Origin of the sequence: Shewanella sp. MF08487 (genome assembly GCF_050848685.1) — a bacterium.
GTDB classification, from domain to species: domain Bacteria; phylum Pseudomonadota; class Gammaproteobacteria; order Enterobacterales; family Shewanellaceae; genus Shewanella; species Shewanella glacialipiscicola.
The window spans coordinates 20405-37684 of record NZ_JBOZPB010000019.1 but is presented as its reverse complement, the minus strand read 5'-3'; the positions used below and the strand labels follow the sequence as shown (position 1 = coordinate 37684).

Below are 17280 nucleotides of genomic sequence, written 5' to 3'. Positions count from 1 at the left end.
TTGGTTGTGCAACATGATATTTGATGGGTATTTAATAATTTAATCAATACTTTATTATTTTAAACTAACGCTGAAATAGTTGTTTTTATATGATTTTCTATGATTATTTTGAGGCCATAAGCCGAATATTAAATTGAATTTGCCCAAGAAAGGCATTTTTTGGCAGAAGGGTTATTGAATGATGCTGCAAGATTACTGCGATGATAAGAGTGTATGTTGCTATTGATTAGCATTTATCTGTAATCCATAGAGCCCAAAAGTCGTATTAGTTTTGGCTATAGTGGTATCAACAGGCTCATAAAAGGCTTAAATAAAGAGTGCCAACGCTGGGCACTCTTTATGGTTACAATCGCTTACTGTTATAAATTAGCCAACCTAGGCAACTTTAAACCGTGCCACTTCTTTTTGAAGATTACTGCAAATGGCTTTTGTGCTGATTACAATTTGCTGTGTTTCTTGAATCACTGAATTGCAGTATCTTGTTTTATCAGATAATTCTGTCAAGTTACGGTTAATTTCCTCCGTCACGTGGGTTTGTTCTTCAGTCGCTGTGGCGGTTTGAGTGGACATGTCACTGACCTTAGAGGTGGAGTTTAATATTTCATCTAATGCGTCTTGGGTTTGGCTGGCGAGGCTGACCGTGGACGCGGTCAAGCTGGCGCCTGATTCAATACTTCTCACCGCATCGTTTACACCGCGTTGTAATTCTTCAATCATGCGCTGAATATCTTGGGTTGAAGAGCCTGTTCGGCTCGCCAAGGTACGCACCTCATCGGCGACAACAGCAAAGCCGCGGCCTTGTTCACCTGCGCGAGCGGCCTCAATAGCAGCATTAAGTGCTAAAAGATTTGTTTGCTCAGCAATGGAGCGGATCACATCGAGTACCGAGGCGATATTGGCTGAGTTAACGGAGAGTTTTTCGATCACGACCACCGCATTTTTTACCGATTCAGAAAGTTGCTGAATATGATCGACTGACTGCGATAATACTTTTTTACCTTCTATCGTTTGCTCATTCACCTTAGTGATCTCGCTTGCCGTGTGCTGAGCATTTGTGGCAACTTCTCTCACCGCAGCACTCATTTGATTGACTGCGGTGACTATGGTATCGACAAACTGCTCTTGTTCATGGCTGATACTGATTGTTGTGGCTGACTTAATCGCTAGATTTTCAACGGTTTGACTCACATCTTTAGTTTGACTAATAATTGCGATAACCATTTCTTGTAACTGCGCGACAAATAAGTTGAAAGCATGGGCTAGTGCGCCTATTTCATCTTGGCGAACTATGGGGATCCGCTGGGTTAAGTTTCCGTCTCCGTCAGTAATATCATTGATTCTGTTGGTAATATCTTTAATAGCATCAACGATAATTTTAGGACCGAAATAGGCAATAAGAAGGGCGCCAATAGCCACTAAGCTGGCGATAGTTAAGGATATTTGGCTTTGAGTGGTTGCTTGTGCCGATGCTTGTAAATCTAACTCTTTGACTCTGTCATCCGCGGCCTCACCGGCGGCATTATAGATGTTTCTTAACGCATCAAACTCTTGTTTAGCTTTAGTTTCGTGCAGCCGTTTGGCGCTTTCAATATCATTGTTTTTGACGGCGTTAATGACTTCAGACGAAGCTTGATACCAAAGCGAAAATTGCGCATCAAATCCCTGGGTTGATGCTAAAACTTGGGGATGATCTTTGAGGATTTTGTTGAATTCACCCATTCTATCGCGGGATTGATTGACGTTTTCTTGCCAATTATCAATTTCACTCTTGCGAATATCAGCGCTTAGCTCTGGTTTTAGTAACACTTCTTCGCTTAATTGCGCTTGGTAAAGATCGCGATCAGCATTGAGTATTGCTGAAATTGCCGGATTAAATAACTGACTAAATTCTTGCATTTGTTTCACCGTCGCACGGCTCTGCGTAGCGTCGGTTATTGCCATAATAATCAGTGCTGCCGCCATAATGGCAAACATCAGCGAAAACTTAACACGAATACTATTGAACATAGGGACATCTCCATTAATAACTTACTAAATAGCTTAGCCGTTATTTATGAAATTGCCTTTATTTGCAGCGAATTACGACTCTATTTTATGTTTATGATTCGCGTATGAATTGCCTTGACAGTGTTGCCAAGGCTTTGATGTTTTGGGCTAGGTTATTTGGGGCAAGCTAAGCTGGGGACGGCTTTAGGTTTAAATTTAATCTGCACCAGCATAACCCCCATAATAATCATAGAACCGCCAATATAATGATAAATGGCTAAGGTCTCATTTAGGATAATTGCCGCCAGTACCGCTGCAATAATAGGCATCAGATTGAAAAATACGCTTGCGCGATCTGCCCCGAGTCGATTGATACCATTGATCCACGCCCATGGTGCCAAAAGTGAGGCTGCAATTGCGGCATACATGACTAGTGGCGCTGATTGTGCGGTCATGGCCATACTAGGGCTACTAAATAATAGCGGTAAGAGTAAAACGACAGCGATGACGCCTTGAATATATACAGATTCCCAAGTGGCTAACGGCAGTTGCCAGCGTTTGATTAAAACGCCATAGAGGGCATACATAAAAGCACTGATCAGTAGCAGTATGTCGCCTTGGGTTACGCCAACCGAAAAGTTTACGATATCGCCCTGACCCAACATAAAAACCAGTCCAAACAGTGAAATAAACGTACCGACCAATGCAAGTGGTGATAACTTTTGTTTGAGTAATGGTACGGCTAAAAATAGGCTCATCATCGGCACTAATGAGGTGAACAGGGCCATATTTGTTGCAGTTGTAGTGGCGGCGGCAAAATAAGCCAGACTCTGATTTAGCACCATGCCGAGCAATGCCAGCGTGGCAAATTTTGGTAAAAGCGGCTGAATAATATAGCGTTTTTGCCATACAGGCTTAATAACAAATGGCGTCAGTATTAGCATGGCGAAAAACCAACGATAAAAAGCGATAGCTTCGGGCTCAATCATTCCAAAGGAAAGCTTATTCACAATCGAATTACCCGCCCAGATAAAGACAGCCAATAGGGGAAATAGGTACAACATAATTTTGCCTTAATCTAGCGTCGTTAAGTATCGACATCACCTTATAAGCCGCTATTATCTATGGTCGGCTGCGATATAAATATCGCTTAACAGACAAGGTCAGTTTCACTTCGGACAGAGTGTGGTTAAATATTACACCTTGCATGAGCATTCTCGCGTTATTGCATTAATACCGTAATGTGGGGTTGAGACCGTTAACATGGGTGAAGCAGGTAATATCCGCTTGAGATGAAAATATGAACAAAAAAATGGTTTACCATCCCCTATGGGCAGATCAAAAACCTCTTGCGGATATCTTTTTCAATTATGAGGCCTTTTTACCTAATACGGTTACGCCCAAACACCAACATACTTGGGGGCAATTGCAGTTAATTAACGGCGGTATTATGGAGTTACATGCCGCAGGGCAGCGGTTTTTATCACCGTCACAATATGCTATTTGGGTACCTGCAGGTATAGAGCATGAAAGTTATACTCGGCGCAGTATTCATTATTGTTCAATGAACATTGTCGTCGAACAGACATTAGGCTTTCCCCTTAAAACTTGTCTTTTAAGCGTAACGCCTATTGCCCAATCGATTGTTAATGATTTGCGAGAGCGAGGCGTTAAGGTTGCAGAAACACCTGCAGATAAACGTTTAGTGAAGGTTTTACTCGATCAATTAACTTTAGGCCAAGCCTTACCGCAGTTTTTACCCAATGCGACAGATAAACTGTTATATCCGCTGTTGCAGGCGCTTGAGGCCGATCCCGCAAGTTCAAAAACCTTTAAAACTTGGGCGGTTGAGTTACATACCACTGAACGCACCTTGGCTCGTCGCTGCCAACAAGTATTAGGTATGAGTTTTACTGAATTAAGGCAAAGGCATAAGTTTATTTATTCACTGCAATTATTGCGGCAAGGATTAGCGATAAAAGAAGTTGCATTAACGCTTGGCTATAACCAAACCTCACCTTATATCGTGATGTTTAAAAAGTATGCTCAGTGTTCACCAGAACAGTATCGGCGCCGATTGGGATAGTTTATGACGTTAGGATGTATGAAACGATAGATTACCCAATGAAAACTGGATTGCAGAAATAGCGTGACTGAGTAATAAACCGATAAAATAAAATAGGGCGCTAAAGTATTTAGCACCCTATTTTTTACTTATTTCAAGAGAGGATTGAAGAAATTTTTAGGATAAGATTAGTCGGATGCTTTAGGGCGGTTCCGTTTATCCTGACGCTTCTCTTTTAAGGTTTTCATTGGCGGTTTTTTATTTTTTTCTTTACTCATAGATATTGACTCCAAAGTGAAGGTAACTACCTACTCCGCGCCGCAATTCGGTTTCGATAGTGAGGTTCAATTTTTTAATTTCGATTGAACTAAATGATTTATCGTGATGCATAAAATTATTGCTGTATAAACTTAACCATTGAGGTGTAATACTTATACCTCGTACATCATATTGTATAGCGAATAAAGCGCTGCCATGACTTTATATAAGCTAATGTATGAGTTAGTTTAAATGTTAGTTTTGTTTATACTTCATCGCATAATCAATGTGCATCATTAATAAATAGTGCGGCCAGTTAATGACTTCAAAATAAAATTTCCTCTTATTTTACCGTGTTTAAAGCCGCTATAAGCTTTGTCGCTAAAGCGAGTTTTTAGTATGTTGCCACTGAATTGAATATACTATTTTTAAAAACGAACACTTAAAATGTATATAGATGTCAAATAGCTACCTAGATTATTATAAATAAAAACTATTTTTTAATTAAACCAATGTCTTTAATCATAAATAGAACGGGTTTGCCTAAAATGTTGACCTCTGCCATCTCGCCCTTTGACCGTCCAAGTAAGCTGACACCTAAATCTGATATCACAGAATAGCGTCCTGCACTGGGTTTATGTTTTTGTGGATACACAAGTTCAACTTGATATTCCTGTTGATCCTGCAAATTAACTAAACAGATTTGCTTTCCTACAGTGACGTTATCGCTTGCGCTATCATTTTTTAATTGCTCAAGCTTGCTAATCACTCCCGCTAATGCGGTTGGACGTAGGGAGGTGTTAAAGCTATTTTGTAAATAATACGTTTCTGTTTTTAGAATAAGATTCTGAAAGAAACCGTTAAAAAAAGAGTATGTCATTGCCGCCTCTAAAATAACGAAGTTACAAAGATAAACAGAGAATTATATAATACTGTTATTGGTATTCTGTGTTTATTTGAAAAACTACTTAGTATCTGCCGAGCGTGAGTGACGCTCGGCTTAAACTGGGAATTTGAGAGAGAAGCGAATGGTGCTTACTGAGTTAAGCCTAGTAGCAAGCCCATTAAAAGATAGTGATGAAAATGCATTGTTAAACATAGTTTTACATCTCCAGTCAGAATGAGTGTTTCGCTATTTAATCTTTATCTAATCACATAATAATTAAAGTGATGATAGTTGATTTCGTAGCTGGTTTTTATCTAAAAACTTAGTCGTTATTGGCTAATCTGATACACCATAATTGCTTGCTTGATACCATAGGACAAGTAAAAAAATAAAGCAAGCCTGACTCTACTAATGTCGACAAATAGACTTATTTGTCTGTAGGAATGAGTTTGAGGCTGGAATAACGCTCGTAAGACATGACTTACGCTCATCAAATAAACAGCTTGTTTTATAGTGCAGCGCTAAAATAATACTCTTTAGGAGCAATTGTGTGGCTTAGCGTATTTAAATCAAGGTTTATAAAAATAGAACGAGGAGTTCAATTTAAAGCCTAAGCTCGTCAAATCAATGCTCTAGATGCATCCCGCTGGATAATGCATCGCTTAAAGCCACATTCAGATAGCCATGTTCACATAACCATATTCGGATAGTCACAGCCAACGCAGTGTTTAACAAACTTATAAAACATGATGCAGATAATGATTGAACATTGACTCGTTAAAAATATTTAGACTTCTAGATGGCTGTCTGTTAGCTTGTTGAACATGCACAAATCCAATGCTGTCCCAATGTTGTTTGGCTGAAGGCTGGCATTGTGATTAGCGAAAATACAGATGAGTGAGGATGCAGATTAGCGAAGTATTGTAACTGACAACTACATAGCGTTAATCCGTCGGCACCGTTAATAAGCGATATCAATAAGGAAGGGAAAATGAAACTAGAGTCACTGGCATTGCATCATGGTTATGAGTCAGAAGCGACCACCAAGGCGGCCGCAGTTCCTATCTATCAAACCACTTCTTATACCTTTGATGATACCCAACACGGCGCTGATTTATTTGACTTAAAAGTCGCAGGTAATATTTATACGCGGATCATGAATCCCACTACTAGTGTGTTAGAGCAGCGTCTTGCCGCCATTGAAGGTGGTATAGGTGCGCTGGCTGTGGCATCGGGTATGGCGGCCATTACCTATGCGATTCAAGCATTGACTCAGGTTGGCGATAATATTGTCAGTACTAGCCAGCTTTATGGCGGTACTTATAATCTGTTTGCCCATACGCTGCCGCGCCAAGGTGTTGAAGTGCGTATGGCGGCCTTCGATGATTTTGCAGGACTCGATGAGTTAATTGATGACAAAACCAAAGCTTTGTTTTGCGAATCCATCGGAAATCCAGCAGGTAATATTGTTGATTTACAGCGTTTAGCTGAGATAGCCCATAAACATGGTGTGCCTTTAATTGTCGATAATACGGTCGCGACACCTGTGCTATGTCGTCCGTTTGAACATGGTGCTGATATCGTTATCCATTCTCTAACTAAATATATTGGCGGCCATGGTACAACGATTGGCGGCGCGATTATTGACTCAGGCAAGTTTGATTGGGTGGCGAATAAAGAGCGATTTGCGTTACTCAATCAAGCGGATCCTTCGTACCATGGCGTGGTGTATACCGAAGCCTTTGGACCTGCCGCGTTTATTGGTCGTTGCCGCGTTGTGCCGCTACGTAATACGGGGGCTGCGCTTTCACCACACAGTGCATTTTTACTGTTACAAGGGCTAGAAACCTTAAGTCTTAGAATGGAGCGCCATTGTTCCAATGCGTTAGCCTTGGCAGAATATCTTGTGCAGCATCCCGCGGTCAGTTGGGTGAACTACGGCGCCTTAGCCAACAGTCCTTATCAAGCGAATTGCCACAAAATCACCGGTGGTAAAGCCTCTGGGATTATTAGTTTTGGTATTAAAGCGGCCACGTCTGAAGAAGGTAAAATTGTAGGTGGACGTTTTATTGATGCGCTGCAGATGATTTTGCGCTTAGTCAATATTGGCGATGTAAAATCGTTAGCCTGTCATCCCGCGAGTACGACGCACAGACAATTAGATGCTAATGAGTTAGCAAGGGCAGGGGTATCAGAGGATCTCGTGCGCATTTCGGTTGGGATTGAGCATATCGACGATATTATTGCCGATGTTGCGCAGGCACTTGATAAAGCACTGCTCTAATTGCAGTGTGATTGAAATCTTTTAACGTTTTATTCTTAAATTAATGATTTAAAAATTAAAAGCCGCCACCGACTCTGTCGCTGGCGGCTTTTTTGTCCGTAAAATTAACTGTGAGTCTTACTCACCTGAACTTTTAATCAGCTGCGTGATTTAATGGGCTATTTTTTCTGTGCTTGCAATATCACAAATTTACCATTGGAGGCGACTGTGGTGCAGTTCTGAAATAAGCGCTGTAATTTCACGTGATAATTTAAATGACGATTACCCACAATATGTAAGATGCCGCCATCTTTTAACCGGCGGTGGGCATCTAAAAACATCTGCCAGGCGATATGATCGGTAATGGCTTCACCTTGATGAAACGGCGGATTACACAGCACCAGATCCGGTTGGACTTCTTCTGGCAGATGCGTCATGCAATCGTCCCAATAGAAGTGGCCTTTGTCTGCGGGTAATTGGTTGCGTGCCCAGTTTGCCTTGGCTGATGCGACTGCCATTTCAGAATCGTCGATAAAGTGGATATCAGCCTCTGGGAATAACTGAGCGGTTCGCAGTCCCAGCACGCCATTGCCACAGCCGAGATCGACAATCGACTTAAAATCCCCTTTGGGCAGATTCTCCAGCATGATGCGCGCGCCAATATCGAGTTTGTTGGCGGCAAACACATTACTTAAGTTGCTGATCTCAAGTTGATATTCAGGTACGGCCCAAGTCACTTCTTTGGCTAATAGTTTGGGTTTACCATCACTGACACAGGTGATCACTCGCGTGTTTTTCCACGCTAAACTAGCGCTTGCTGGGCCTAAATGCTTAGCAAAGACATCGAGCAAGGCGCCATTAATCGATTTGGCTTTGGCGGCCACTAATACACGAGTGCCAGCGGGTAACACTTGCGATAAGCGTGTTAGCTGGTGGGCAAAGTAGCTTAAGTTCTTAGGCAACTTCATCAATACTAAGGCTAAGTTTTCAGGCAAGGTATCGCGGCTGGTAAACCATTGCAGATTATCCATTGGCAACTGATTGCGGCCATGGTTTTGTTCTGTGCCTAAAAAGCTGGTTCTGGCATCGGTTTCAACACACAGTGGCCAACTTGGATTCAGTTTCGATACACCACAGCTTAAGGCGCCGAAACTGTCGTTGATAATGGCGGTTGGCACGGCGGCTTGCTCTGACTCAATAAGGCTTTTGAGTAAGTGTTCATCGGCGGCATCCCAAGCTTGGAGATTAGATTCCTGCTGAGCCGGATACCGTAAGAGTTCGAGTTCAACACCCGCTACTGAAAATTGTGTTGTCATGTGCCACACTGCGCCAATAAATTTAAGGCGCAGATTATCGCAGATTTCATGGCGCAGTGCGACGGCTCGCATGGAGGACGTCAATGCAGCAAGGTAAGTTAGGGTTTGATACAGAGGGTGAGGCTCAAATTAAACCGCCCATCAACTTAGTGCGGGGTTATCTTAATGCTGAGCAGCAAGTGGCGCTAATGAAAGAAGCGCTGACCTATCCCTTAAGTCGCCCTGAAATCCAAGTCTTTGGTCAGCTTCACGCGATTCCTCGCCAGCAAGTGTGGTTTGGCGATTTGGGCTGCGACTATTTATATTCAGGACTGTTTATCCGCGCCTTACCTTGGCCTAAATATGCTCACAAGTTGAGGGGTAAGTTAGCGCGGGATTATGGCTTGGAGAGCAATGGGGTATTAGTGAATCGCTACGCCGATGGTAAGGATTGTATGGGTGCCCACAGTGATGATGAACCTGAAATTGCTCAGGGGAGTCATATTGCTTCTATTACCTTAGGCGCCACGCGGGATTTTGTGCTTAAGCATAAGCACAGCCAAACCAAGTACTGCATAAGTTTGCACAGTGGCGATCTACTGATCATGCACTGGCCTATGCAAAGTGACTGGTTACACAGTTTACCTAAACGTTTGAAAGTAAAAGAGCCGCGTTGGAACTATACCTTTAGACAATTAATCGTTAATTTTCATCGTTAATGCATGTGCTACACACCTTCGATGCATGGTGGTAAAAAATAATTTGGCCATGCTGGTAATATGATAAGTAGCGCCACCTACAAGCGTCGCCATTTGATCTTTTCCACTCGAAGCAGTAATCTTCGCCCACTGGATTTTCCCATTCTGAGACTCGAATATGTCCAATACTCAAACCCAGGGCACAGTGGCTAACATTATCACGCAGAAGTTAACGGCAGGTTTTTCGCCAACCCACTTAGAAGTGATTAACGAAAGTAATCGCCATCATGTACCGCCAAATTCAGAAACTCATTTTAAAGTGGTGCTCGTGAGTGGACAATTTGATGGTTTACGCCTGTTGGCTCGTCATCGATTAGTGAACACGCAATTGGCCCATGAGTTAGAGAATGGGGTGCATGCATTATCTATTCATACTTTTACTCAAAGTGAATGGGATGCGGACGCGCAAGTGGCCAATACGCCAAATTGCCGCGGATAATTAATAAATTTAAGTCTATTTTGTAGTTTTAAAGCCACTCCTAACGCGAGTGGCTTTTTTGTTTTAGGCTAATATTTTTAGTCTCGTGTAAGGTGGCAGTCTTGTTTGTTGTTTTTTGGGATAGGATATAGATGAGATGATTTCATCTTTGTTTATCTTGTTATCGGCATAATTATTTTGGTGTTATGCTTTAAAACCATAAACCCACAGTTATAGCGGCGTTGTGTCGCCCTGAGAATTTGGAGAGCCTTATGCCACTACTTGATAGTTTTACTGTTGATCACACTCGGATGAATGCCCCAGCAGTTCGTGTTGCTAAGCATATGAGCACGCCAAAGGGCGATGCGATTACGGTATTTGATCTACGTTTTTGCGCGCCGAATAAAGATATTCTCAGTGAGCGTGGTATTCACACTCTGGAGCATTTATTCGCTGGCTTTATGCGTGACCATCTAAATGGTAGCAATGTTGAGATCATCGATATTTCGCCAATGGGATGCCGTACCGGCTTTTATATGAGTTTGATTGGTGAGCCGACTGAGCGCCAAGTGGCCGATGCGTGGTTAGCTGCGATGGAAGATGTGCTTAAAGTGGTTGAGCAGTCAGAAATTCCAGAACTTAACGAGTACCAGTGTGGTACTTATGAGATGCATTCATTAGAGCAGGCACAAGATATCGCTCGTAATATCATTGCGGCTGGCGTGAGTGTCAATCGTAATGATGACTTGAAATTAAGCGATGAAATTTTGGGTAATCTGTAACGGTTAGCACTCTTACTTGTATAAGAGTGCTTAGCCAGTAAATTCAGTTTCCTGAAGTTAATAAGAGAAAGCGACGAGAGTCGCTTTTTTTTTCAAACAAACTCAGCTATTTTACAAGTTAATAACAAAAACACCGTACGCTAACAAAATTTTTGGGAGCTTGGTATGCCTAGTCGTTACTTCACAGTATCACTCTGTGCAATTTCTGTATCTCTTGCCTGTTCTAACACAACGTTCGCCGATGATTTCCACAGTCAAATGCTTGAACTGAATCAGCTCAATGACACATTCCACTCCACTGCTGACAGTTTAGCGTTAGGCCAGTTAACGGCTTTGACGGTTTTACCTGCAGATCTTAACGGAAATCCAGCAAGCATTAATATGCGCAGCGCGAGTCAAGGCGTGGCCGTATTGCAAGATAGAGTGTATTTCTCACCTGCGCCTTATTCTGCACCGCAATTACAACTATTACCCAATCTGCTGCAACAACAGAGTGTCACTGTCACGCCAATGGCGAATATGGCGGTTGGTGGGCAAGGGGCGTTTGGGGTGGTGAGTTATCAAACCTTACCTGTGGCCGAGCAAGCGGAAAACAGTAAAGTGACGCTCGAAGGCAATACTGACTCTGACTACAGTGTCGATGTGAACTGGGGCGTGAAGCAAAAAGAATACGGTATGATACTCGCGGTTAACTACAGTGATGGTAGCGGCGCCGATCACTTACTCAATGGTCAAGATACTGACCGCCAAACCACTGATATCTTATTTAAAATCAACGCTGCGAGTTTACTCGGCGCCCGAAGTCCGCAGGTGACTGAGTTTACCTATCAGTTCCTCGATGATGATAGCTATCGCTCCCAACTCGGCTTAACGCAGGCCGATTGGCAACAAGACCCGATGAGTTTGTATTCAGCCACGGCTGGAGATAAGCACCAAGGGCGGCACCATAAGTATCAACTGTCGCACCAAGTTGCGCTTAGTGGTGGGCATAAGGTCATCACAGACTTTTACTATCAATCCTATTCGCAGCAATTAAATCAACTCAATCAATTTGATGGGCAAATGCTCGATACCCAGAGTTTAGCAGCGCTGGCCGCATTTGAACGGCTGCCGACAGTCGATGGCGTCGCGGTCGCCTCCTTACAACAAGACAATGATTTCAGCTCCTTTGGTATGCAAACAGAATCGGTGAATCAATATGGCGCTCACCAAATTATCTACAGCGCCCGATACCATACCGATAAAGCCGAAATGCACTTTGGCGACCAGAAGAGCTTATGGCAGCAAGATTTAAGTTTAATGAGTGATGCGCCCAATGCGCTATCAGCCTATACCGACGATGCAACTGTATTCACTTCAGCAATCGACTCGTTATTTAATTGGGCGGGATTACAGCTCAAGCTCGCGTTAGCCTATGAGCAAGTCGACGTTGCCCGCGAGGTCGACATCGCTTATGTGGGGCTCGATGCGGTTGATTTTTCCGATAGCGATTGGATGCCGCAACTGGGCGTTTTATATGATGCAGGAGATTGGCGCCTCAGTACCGATATTCGCCGCTCATGGACCGCTGCGAGTGCGGGCAATCTTGATCAAGAAGCGCAAGTGTCATTGCATTATCAAGTCAGTGCCCAATATGCCAGCAACCGTTTTAATGCTGGTATTAAAACGTATATTCAAGATTTTGATAATCTGCATGTCAATTGTGATGCGTATACCCAATGTGCTGATAGTCGTTTGTGGGTTCAAGGTAATGTTACCGATGTACTAACCAAAGGCGTTGAGCTGGATCTTGGCTATCAATGGGATGCTGGCAGTGTGCAGTTGCCTTTAGCTTTGAATTATCAATATTCAAATGCCGAGTATCAAACCAATAGCTGCAACGAAATCCAAGGCTGCGTCGTGGCTGGCGATAGAGTGGCTTGGTTACCAGAGCAACAATTGCAGTTGAGTGCTGGGATGAAATATGACGAATATGCGATCAATGCTAATATCTTTTATCAATCTGAGCGCGAAATGGGCCAATTTGGCGCCGAATTACAGCCTGTAGCTTCACAATGGCGGGTAGATCTAGCGGCGAATTATCATTTTAACCGTCACCATGAGATTTATTTTCGGATAGAAAACCTCTTAGATGAGACATTAGTCACAACAGCATCAAATAGCGGAATTCGATCGGAAAATGGACGTATTAGCTATTTAGGTTATCAATGGCGCTTTTAAGTTGAATTTTATTTCGTTTGAATTTAAATCAATTGAAACAAATAAGATCGATTTAAGCCGCGTTTAGTGGATGTTTCGACTTTTTGCTAAATTAAATCTTTAATTATTAATGCTATAGTACCCAGTGGTCGTAATATTCGCTTTTTCTGATCTCTCATTCAGTCGGAAGCAGAACTCTGTAGTGCATGATTCTTTTAAACCAATTTTTAGGTTTGAAATCACCTATAATTTTCGTGGCGATGCCAAGTCAATTGGGGTAAACTGCGCGCGACCGGCGTGATTGCGATCGCATTTCTGTAATAAACCTGCGCTAGCTCAATGCAGTAGGTTTTTATTTAAAACTTACGTATTTAGCAGGAACGCGGCGCATTGTCTTTCCTTCAAACGTAGTGCTTGTGGATATGATTACAATTAAGAAAGGATTGGAACTGCCTATAGCAGGCGGACCAGAGCAAGTTATCCATAATGGCCCAGCCATTAGACATGTAGCTACTTTGGGTGAAGAGTATATTGGCTTACGTCCAACGATGAAGATCAAAGTGGGCGATAAAGTACAAAAAGGCCAGGTTCTTTTTGAAGATAAGAAGAATTTAGGCGTTAAATATACGGCTTTAGCCAGTGGTACTATATTAGACATTAATCGGGGCGCTCAGCGTGTTTTGCAGTCTGTTGTCATTGAAGTTGAAGGAAACGAAAGTGTTACCTTTGCTAAATATGATGCCACTGCGCTTGATACGCTGGACTCACAGTTAGTTCGTGACAATCTGATTGAATCAGGTTTATGGACTGCTTTGCGAACTCGTCCCTTTAGCAAAGTGCCTGCTGTAGACTCTTCTGCTGCTGGTATTTTTGTCACCGCAATAGATACTCAACCTCTTGCCGCTGATCCCGTTGTGGTGATCCGTGAGCATAAAGAAGATTTTGCTAACGGTCTTAAGATTTTAGCAAGACTTACTGACGGTAAAGTTTACCTTTGTAAAGCGCCTGGCGCTGATATTCCTGCCGCAAACGCCCAAGTTGAAGAATTTGCCGGTGTGCACCCTGCAGGATTAGTTGGTACTCACATTCACTTCTTATTGTCTGCTTCTGCAAAACGTACCGTTTGGCATATTGGTTACCAAGACGTAATAGCTGTTGGTCAGTTATTTACTACGGGTGAACTCAATACCGAACGTGTTATTGCGATCGCAGGCCCTAAAGCGGCTAAGCCAAGACTACTACGCACTGTAATGGGTGCCAGTATGACGGAACTAACTGCCGGTGAAGCCTTAGATGGCGATGTTCGTCTAATTTCAGGCTCAGTTCTGAACGGTCGTACAGCTGTTGGCCCACAGGGGTATTTAGGTCGTTACCATACTCAAGTCAGTTTGCTAGAAGAAGGCACAGAAAAAGAATTTTTAGGCTGGGTTTTACCTGGTTCAGACAAATATTCTATCACTCGTGCATTCTTAGGGCATCTTGTTCCTTCTCGTCTGTTCAATATGACGACCAGTACAGGTGGTTCAGACCGCGCTATGGTACCTATTGGTAACTATGAGCGTGTCATGCCATTGGACATTCTTCCTACTATGCTGTTGCGTGATTTAATTTCAGGTGACTTTGATGGTGCTGCTACTTTAGGGGCATTAGAGTTAGATGAAGAAGATCTTGCACTGTGTACGTTCGTATGTCCTGGCAAGTATGACTACGGTTCATATTTGCGTGACTGTTTAAATACGATCGAGAGGGAAGGCTAATGAGCTTGAAAGATTTTTTCGAACGTATTGAGCCCGACTTTGAGAAGGGCGGTAAATACGAAAAGTTTTATGCCCTGTTTGAAGCGGCATATACGATTTTTTATACTCCAGGCAAAGTGAACAAGGGCAAAACCCACGTTCGTGATAACCTCGACCTAAAACGTATGATGATTACGGTTTGGGCTTGTGCCTTCCCAGCGATGTTCGTGGGAATGTACAACGTAGGTTTACAAGCTCAAGTTGCATTAATCGCGGGTTTTGCGACTCCTGATGTATGGCAAGTAAGCTTGTTCAGCCTATTTGGTACTGAACTGACTGCAAACTCTGGCTGGCCAGCACTGATGTGGTACGGCGCTTGTTTCTTCCTACCTATCTATGCGGTGACCTTTGCCGTAGGTGGTATATGGGAAGTACTGTTCGCCTCTATCCGTGGTCATGAAATCAACGAAGGTTTCTTCGTGACTTCTATCCTGTTTGCTTTAACGCTGCCAGCCACTATTCCATTATGGATGGTCGCGCTGGGTATTACCTTCGGTGTGGTCGTGGCGAAAGAAGTATTCGGTGGTACAGGGCGTAACTTCTTAAACCCAGCACTAGCGGGTCGTGCCTTCTTGTTCTTCGCTTATCCGTTGAACATGTCAGGTGATACCTCATGGGTTGTGGCTGATGGCTACTCAGGTGCAACTGCACTGAGCCAAGCGGCGTCTGGCACGTTAGATTACGCAATCAACCAAAACTGGTGGAATTCGTTCTTCGGTTTCATTCCTGGTTCTGTCGGTGAAGTGTCTACATTAGCGATTCTGTTAGGTGGTTTGGTCATCATCTACACGCGTATCGCATCATGGCGTATCGTTAGCGGTGTAATGGTCGGTATGATTGCCATTTCTACTCTGCTTAACTTTGTCGGTAGCGACACTAACCCAATGTTTGCAATGCCTTGGTACTGGCACTTAGTGTTAGGTGGTTTTGCGTTTGGTATGATTTTTATGGCGACAGACCCGGTGTCAGCGTCATTTACTAATCAAGCTAAATGGGCATACGGTATCTTGATTGGTGCAATGGCTGTGTTTATCCGCGTGATTAACCCTGCATTCCCTGAAGGCATGATGTTGGCAATCTTGTTTGCTAACTTGTTCGCGCCATTGTTCGACCACTTCGTGGTTCAGGCAAATATCAAGCGGAGGATTGCCCGTGGCTAATAATAAAGATTCGTTCGGCAGAACCTTATTTGTCGTCGTTGGCCTGTGTTTGATTTGTGCGATATTTGTATCTACTGCAGCCGTTCTACTGAGACCGACTCAAGCAGAAAATAAACTGCTCGATAAGCAAAAGTATATTCTGGAAGCCGCAGGTCTTATCGATACTAAAGCTGGCAAGGTTACTAAAGCGCAAATTTTGGATACATACGGCAAACACATCGAAGCTAAACTGGTCGATTTAAAAACGGGTGCTTGGGTTGAGGGTGTTAATGCTGACACGTTCGATCAACGTAAAGCGTCTCGTGATGTGAAAACCTCATTTGTACCTGAGAATGACATTGCGTCTGTGAAGCGTGTAGCGGATAACGCCGTGGTTTATCTGGTTCGTGATGAACAAGGTAAGTTAACGAGTGTCATTCTACCAATCCATGGTTATGGCCTATGGTCAACTATGTACGCCTTCCTTGCGATGGATGCTGACCTAAACACAGTGCAAAGCTTAGTCTACTACGAGCAAGGTGAAACACCTGGCTTAGGTGGCGAAGTACAAAATGCACAGTGGAAAGCGAAATGGCATGGCAAAAAGTTATTTGATGAGCAAGGTAAACTCGCTATCAGCGTAACTAAAAACCCAGCTGTTGCTAGCACTGAATACGGTGTTGATGCATTGTCTGGTGCAACCTTAACCAGTAACGGTGTACAACATTCACTGACATTCTGGTTAGGAAAAGAAGGTTTTGCGAGTTTCATTGAAAAAGCACGCAATGGAGGTCTCAGCTAATGTCTGACGCTAAAGAACTGAAACAGGTTCTGACAGGACCGATAGTCAACAACAACCCGATTGCTTTACAAGTACTGGGTGTATGTAGTGCATTAGCAGTAACGAGTAAACTCGAGACTGCTCTGGTAATGGCGCTGGCGTTAACTGCGGTAACTGCGTTTTCGAACCTGTTTATCTCAATGATCCGAAATCATATTCCAAGCAGTGTGCGTATTATCGTGCAGATGACCATTATTGCCTCTTTGGTGATCGTGGTTGACCAATTGCTACAGGCTTATGCTTATCAGATCTCTAAGCAGTTGTCGGTATTCGTGGGCTTAATCATTACGAACTGTATCGTAATGGGGCGCGCCGAAGCCTACGCGATGAAAACACCGCCAATGTTGAGCTTTATGGATGGTATCGGTAACGGTTTAGGTTACGGTGTCATTCTGTTAGCGGTTGGCTTCGTACGTGAACTGTTTGGTAACGGTTCTCTGTTCGGTGTTGAAATCCTGCACAAGATCTCTGATGGCGGCTGGTATCAACCAAACGGTTTGCTACTACTGCCTCCGAGTGCGTTCTTCCTGATCGGTATTCTGATTTGGATTATACGTACCTATAAGCCAGAGCAAGTTGAAGCAAAAGGGTAAG

The 17280-nt window shown here is 43.3% G+C and carries 14 protein-coding genes; 10 read left to right on the top strand and 4 right to left on the bottom strand.

The features are described 5' to 3' along the window. Window positions 1–375: 375 nt before the first annotated feature. Both ACRN9H_RS13510 and ACRN9H_RS13505 read right to left on the bottom strand, forming a co-directional pair. Entirely contained in the window at window positions 376–2007 is a 1632-nt protein-coding gene (locus ACRN9H_RS13510) for a methyl-accepting chemotaxis protein (RefSeq protein WP_432314400.1), read from the bottom strand. 152 nt (window positions 2008–2159) lie between these two features. Next, window positions 2160–3050: a DMT family transporter gene (locus ACRN9H_RS13505; RefSeq protein WP_432314398.1), complete on the bottom strand. Its 891-nt coding sequence runs from the start codon at window positions 3048–3050 to the stop codon at window positions 2160–2162. A 236-nt stretch (window positions 3051–3286) separates the two neighbouring features. On the opposite strand from ACRN9H_RS13505, the gene ACRN9H_RS13500 reads away from it, so the two are divergent. After that, window positions 3287–4072 carry an AraC family transcriptional regulator gene (locus tag ACRN9H_RS13500; protein ID WP_432314396.1) on the top strand — a complete coding sequence of 262 codons (786 nt, stop codon included), beginning with the start codon at window positions 3287–3289 and terminating at the stop codon, window positions 4070–4072. A 730-nt stretch (window positions 4073–4802) separates the two neighbouring features. Here the strand turns inward: ACRN9H_RS13500 and ACRN9H_RS13495 are convergent. Next, a complete protein-coding gene (locus ACRN9H_RS13495) occupies window positions 4803–5189 on the bottom strand; it encodes a GreA/GreB family elongation factor (protein ID WP_432314394.1) in 387 nt (128 codons plus the stop codon). Window positions 5190–6186: 997 nt separating this feature from the next. Between ACRN9H_RS13495 and ACRN9H_RS13490 the strand changes: the two genes are divergently transcribed. Beyond that, window positions 6187–7479 carry an O-acetylhomoserine aminocarboxypropyltransferase/cysteine synthase family protein gene (locus tag ACRN9H_RS13490; RefSeq protein WP_432314392.1) on the top strand — a complete coding sequence of 431 codons (1293 nt, stop codon included), beginning with the start codon at window positions 6187–6189 and terminating at the stop codon, window positions 7477–7479. A gap of 158 nt (window positions 7480–7637) precedes the next feature. Here ACRN9H_RS13490 and ACRN9H_RS13485 read toward each other — a convergent pair whose 3' ends face one another. Further along, entirely contained in the window at window positions 7638–8774 is a 1137-nt protein-coding gene (locus tag ACRN9H_RS13485; RefSeq protein ID WP_432314473.1) for a methyltransferase, read from the bottom strand. Between the two features lie 83 nt (window positions 8775–8857). On the opposite strand from ACRN9H_RS13485, the gene ACRN9H_RS13480 reads away from it, so the two are divergent. The 8 genes from ACRN9H_RS13480 to ACRN9H_RS13445 all read left to right on the top strand — a co-directional run bounded on the left by ACRN9H_RS13480 (window position 8858) and on the right by ACRN9H_RS13445 (window position 17279). Beyond that, window positions 8858–9472: an alpha-ketoglutarate-dependent dioxygenase AlkB family protein gene (locus ACRN9H_RS13480; protein ID WP_432314390.1), complete on the top strand. Its 615-nt coding sequence runs from the start codon at window positions 8858–8860 to the stop codon at window positions 9470–9472. 157 nt (window positions 9473–9629) lie between these two features. Next, a complete protein-coding gene (locus ACRN9H_RS13475) occupies window positions 9630–9950 on the top strand; it encodes a BolA family protein (RefSeq protein WP_220775106.1) in 321 nt (106 codons plus the stop codon). 251 nt (window positions 9951–10201) lie between these two features. Further along, window positions 10202–10711 carry an S-ribosylhomocysteine lyase gene (gene luxS, locus ACRN9H_RS13470; protein ID WP_006080460.1) on the top strand — a complete coding sequence of 170 codons (510 nt, stop codon included), beginning with the start codon at window positions 10202–10204 and terminating at the stop codon, window positions 10709–10711. Between the two features lie 165 nt (window positions 10712–10876). Then, window positions 10877–12931: a TonB-dependent receptor domain-containing protein gene (locus tag ACRN9H_RS13465; protein ID WP_432314388.1), complete on the top strand. Its 2055-nt coding sequence runs from the start codon at window positions 10877–10879 to the stop codon at window positions 12929–12931. 401 nt (window positions 12932–13332) lie between these two features. Continuing rightward, entirely contained in the window at window positions 13333–14667 is a 1335-nt protein-coding gene (locus tag ACRN9H_RS13460; protein ID WP_432314386.1) for a Na(+)-translocating NADH-quinone reductase subunit A, read from the top strand. Next, window positions 14667–15866 (top strand): NADH:ubiquinone reductase (Na(+)-transporting) subunit B, encoded by a 1200-nt coding sequence (locus tag ACRN9H_RS13455; protein WP_432314384.1) that lies wholly within the window; start codon window positions 14667–14669, stop codon window positions 15864–15866. The genes ACRN9H_RS13460 and ACRN9H_RS13455 overlap by 1 nt, the downstream gene beginning before the upstream one ends. Next, window positions 15859–16647, top strand: coding sequence for a Na(+)-translocating NADH-quinone reductase subunit C (locus ACRN9H_RS13450; protein ID WP_432314382.1), 789 nt, complete (start codon window positions 15859–15861; stop codon window positions 16645–16647). Before ACRN9H_RS13455 ends, ACRN9H_RS13450 begins: the two co-directional genes overlap by 8 nt. Next, window positions 16647–17279 (top strand): NADH:ubiquinone reductase (Na(+)-transporting) subunit D, encoded by a 633-nt coding sequence (locus tag ACRN9H_RS13445; RefSeq protein WP_076496277.1) that lies wholly within the window; start codon window positions 16647–16649, stop codon window positions 17277–17279. The genes ACRN9H_RS13450 and ACRN9H_RS13445 overlap by 1 nt, the downstream gene beginning before the upstream one ends. The last annotated feature ends 1 nt before the right edge of the window (window position 17280 follow it).

Excerpts from the sequence above, each read along its gene's own strand:
- ACRN9H_RS13510 (WP_432314400.1), bottom strand. The coding sequence starts at position 2,007 with ATGTTCAATAGTATTCGTGTTAAGTTTTCGCTGATGTTTGCCATTATG.
- ACRN9H_RS13505 (WP_432314398.1), bottom strand. The coding sequence starts at position 3,050 with ATGTTGTACCTATTTCCCCTATTGGCTGTCTTTATCTGGGCGGGTAAT.
- ACRN9H_RS13500 (WP_432314396.1), top strand. The coding sequence starts at position 3,287 with ATGAACAAAAAAATGGTTTACCATCCCCTATGGGCAGATCAAAAACCT.
- ACRN9H_RS13495 (WP_432314394.1), bottom strand. The coding sequence starts at position 5,189 with ATGACATACTCTTTTTTTAACGGTTTCTTTCAGAATCTTATTCTAAAA.
- ACRN9H_RS13490 (WP_432314392.1), top strand. The coding sequence starts at position 6,187 with ATGAAACTAGAGTCACTGGCATTGCATCATGGTTATGAGTCAGAAGCG.
- ACRN9H_RS13485 (WP_432314473.1), bottom strand. The coding sequence starts at position 8,774 with ATGACAACACAATTTTCAGTAGCGGGTGTTGAACTCGAACTCTTACGG.
- ACRN9H_RS13480 (WP_432314390.1), top strand. The coding sequence starts at position 8,858 with ATGCAGCAAGGTAAGTTAGGGTTTGATACAGAGGGTGAGGCTCAAATT.
- ACRN9H_RS13475 (WP_220775106.1), top strand. The coding sequence starts at position 9,630 with ATGTCCAATACTCAAACCCAGGGCACAGTGGCTAACATTATCACGCAG.
- luxS (WP_006080460.1), top strand. The coding sequence starts at position 10,202 with ATGCCACTACTTGATAGTTTTACTGTTGATCACACTCGGATGAATGCC.
- ACRN9H_RS13465 (WP_432314388.1), top strand. The coding sequence starts at position 10,877 with ATGCCTAGTCGTTACTTCACAGTATCACTCTGTGCAATTTCTGTATCT.
- ACRN9H_RS13460 (WP_432314386.1), top strand. The coding sequence starts at position 13,333 with ATGATTACAATTAAGAAAGGATTGGAACTGCCTATAGCAGGCGGACCA.
- ACRN9H_RS13455 (WP_432314384.1), top strand. The coding sequence starts at position 14,667 with ATGAGCTTGAAAGATTTTTTCGAACGTATTGAGCCCGACTTTGAGAAG.
- ACRN9H_RS13445 (WP_076496277.1), top strand. The coding sequence starts at position 16,647 with ATGTCTGACGCTAAAGAACTGAAACAGGTTCTGACAGGACCGATAGTC.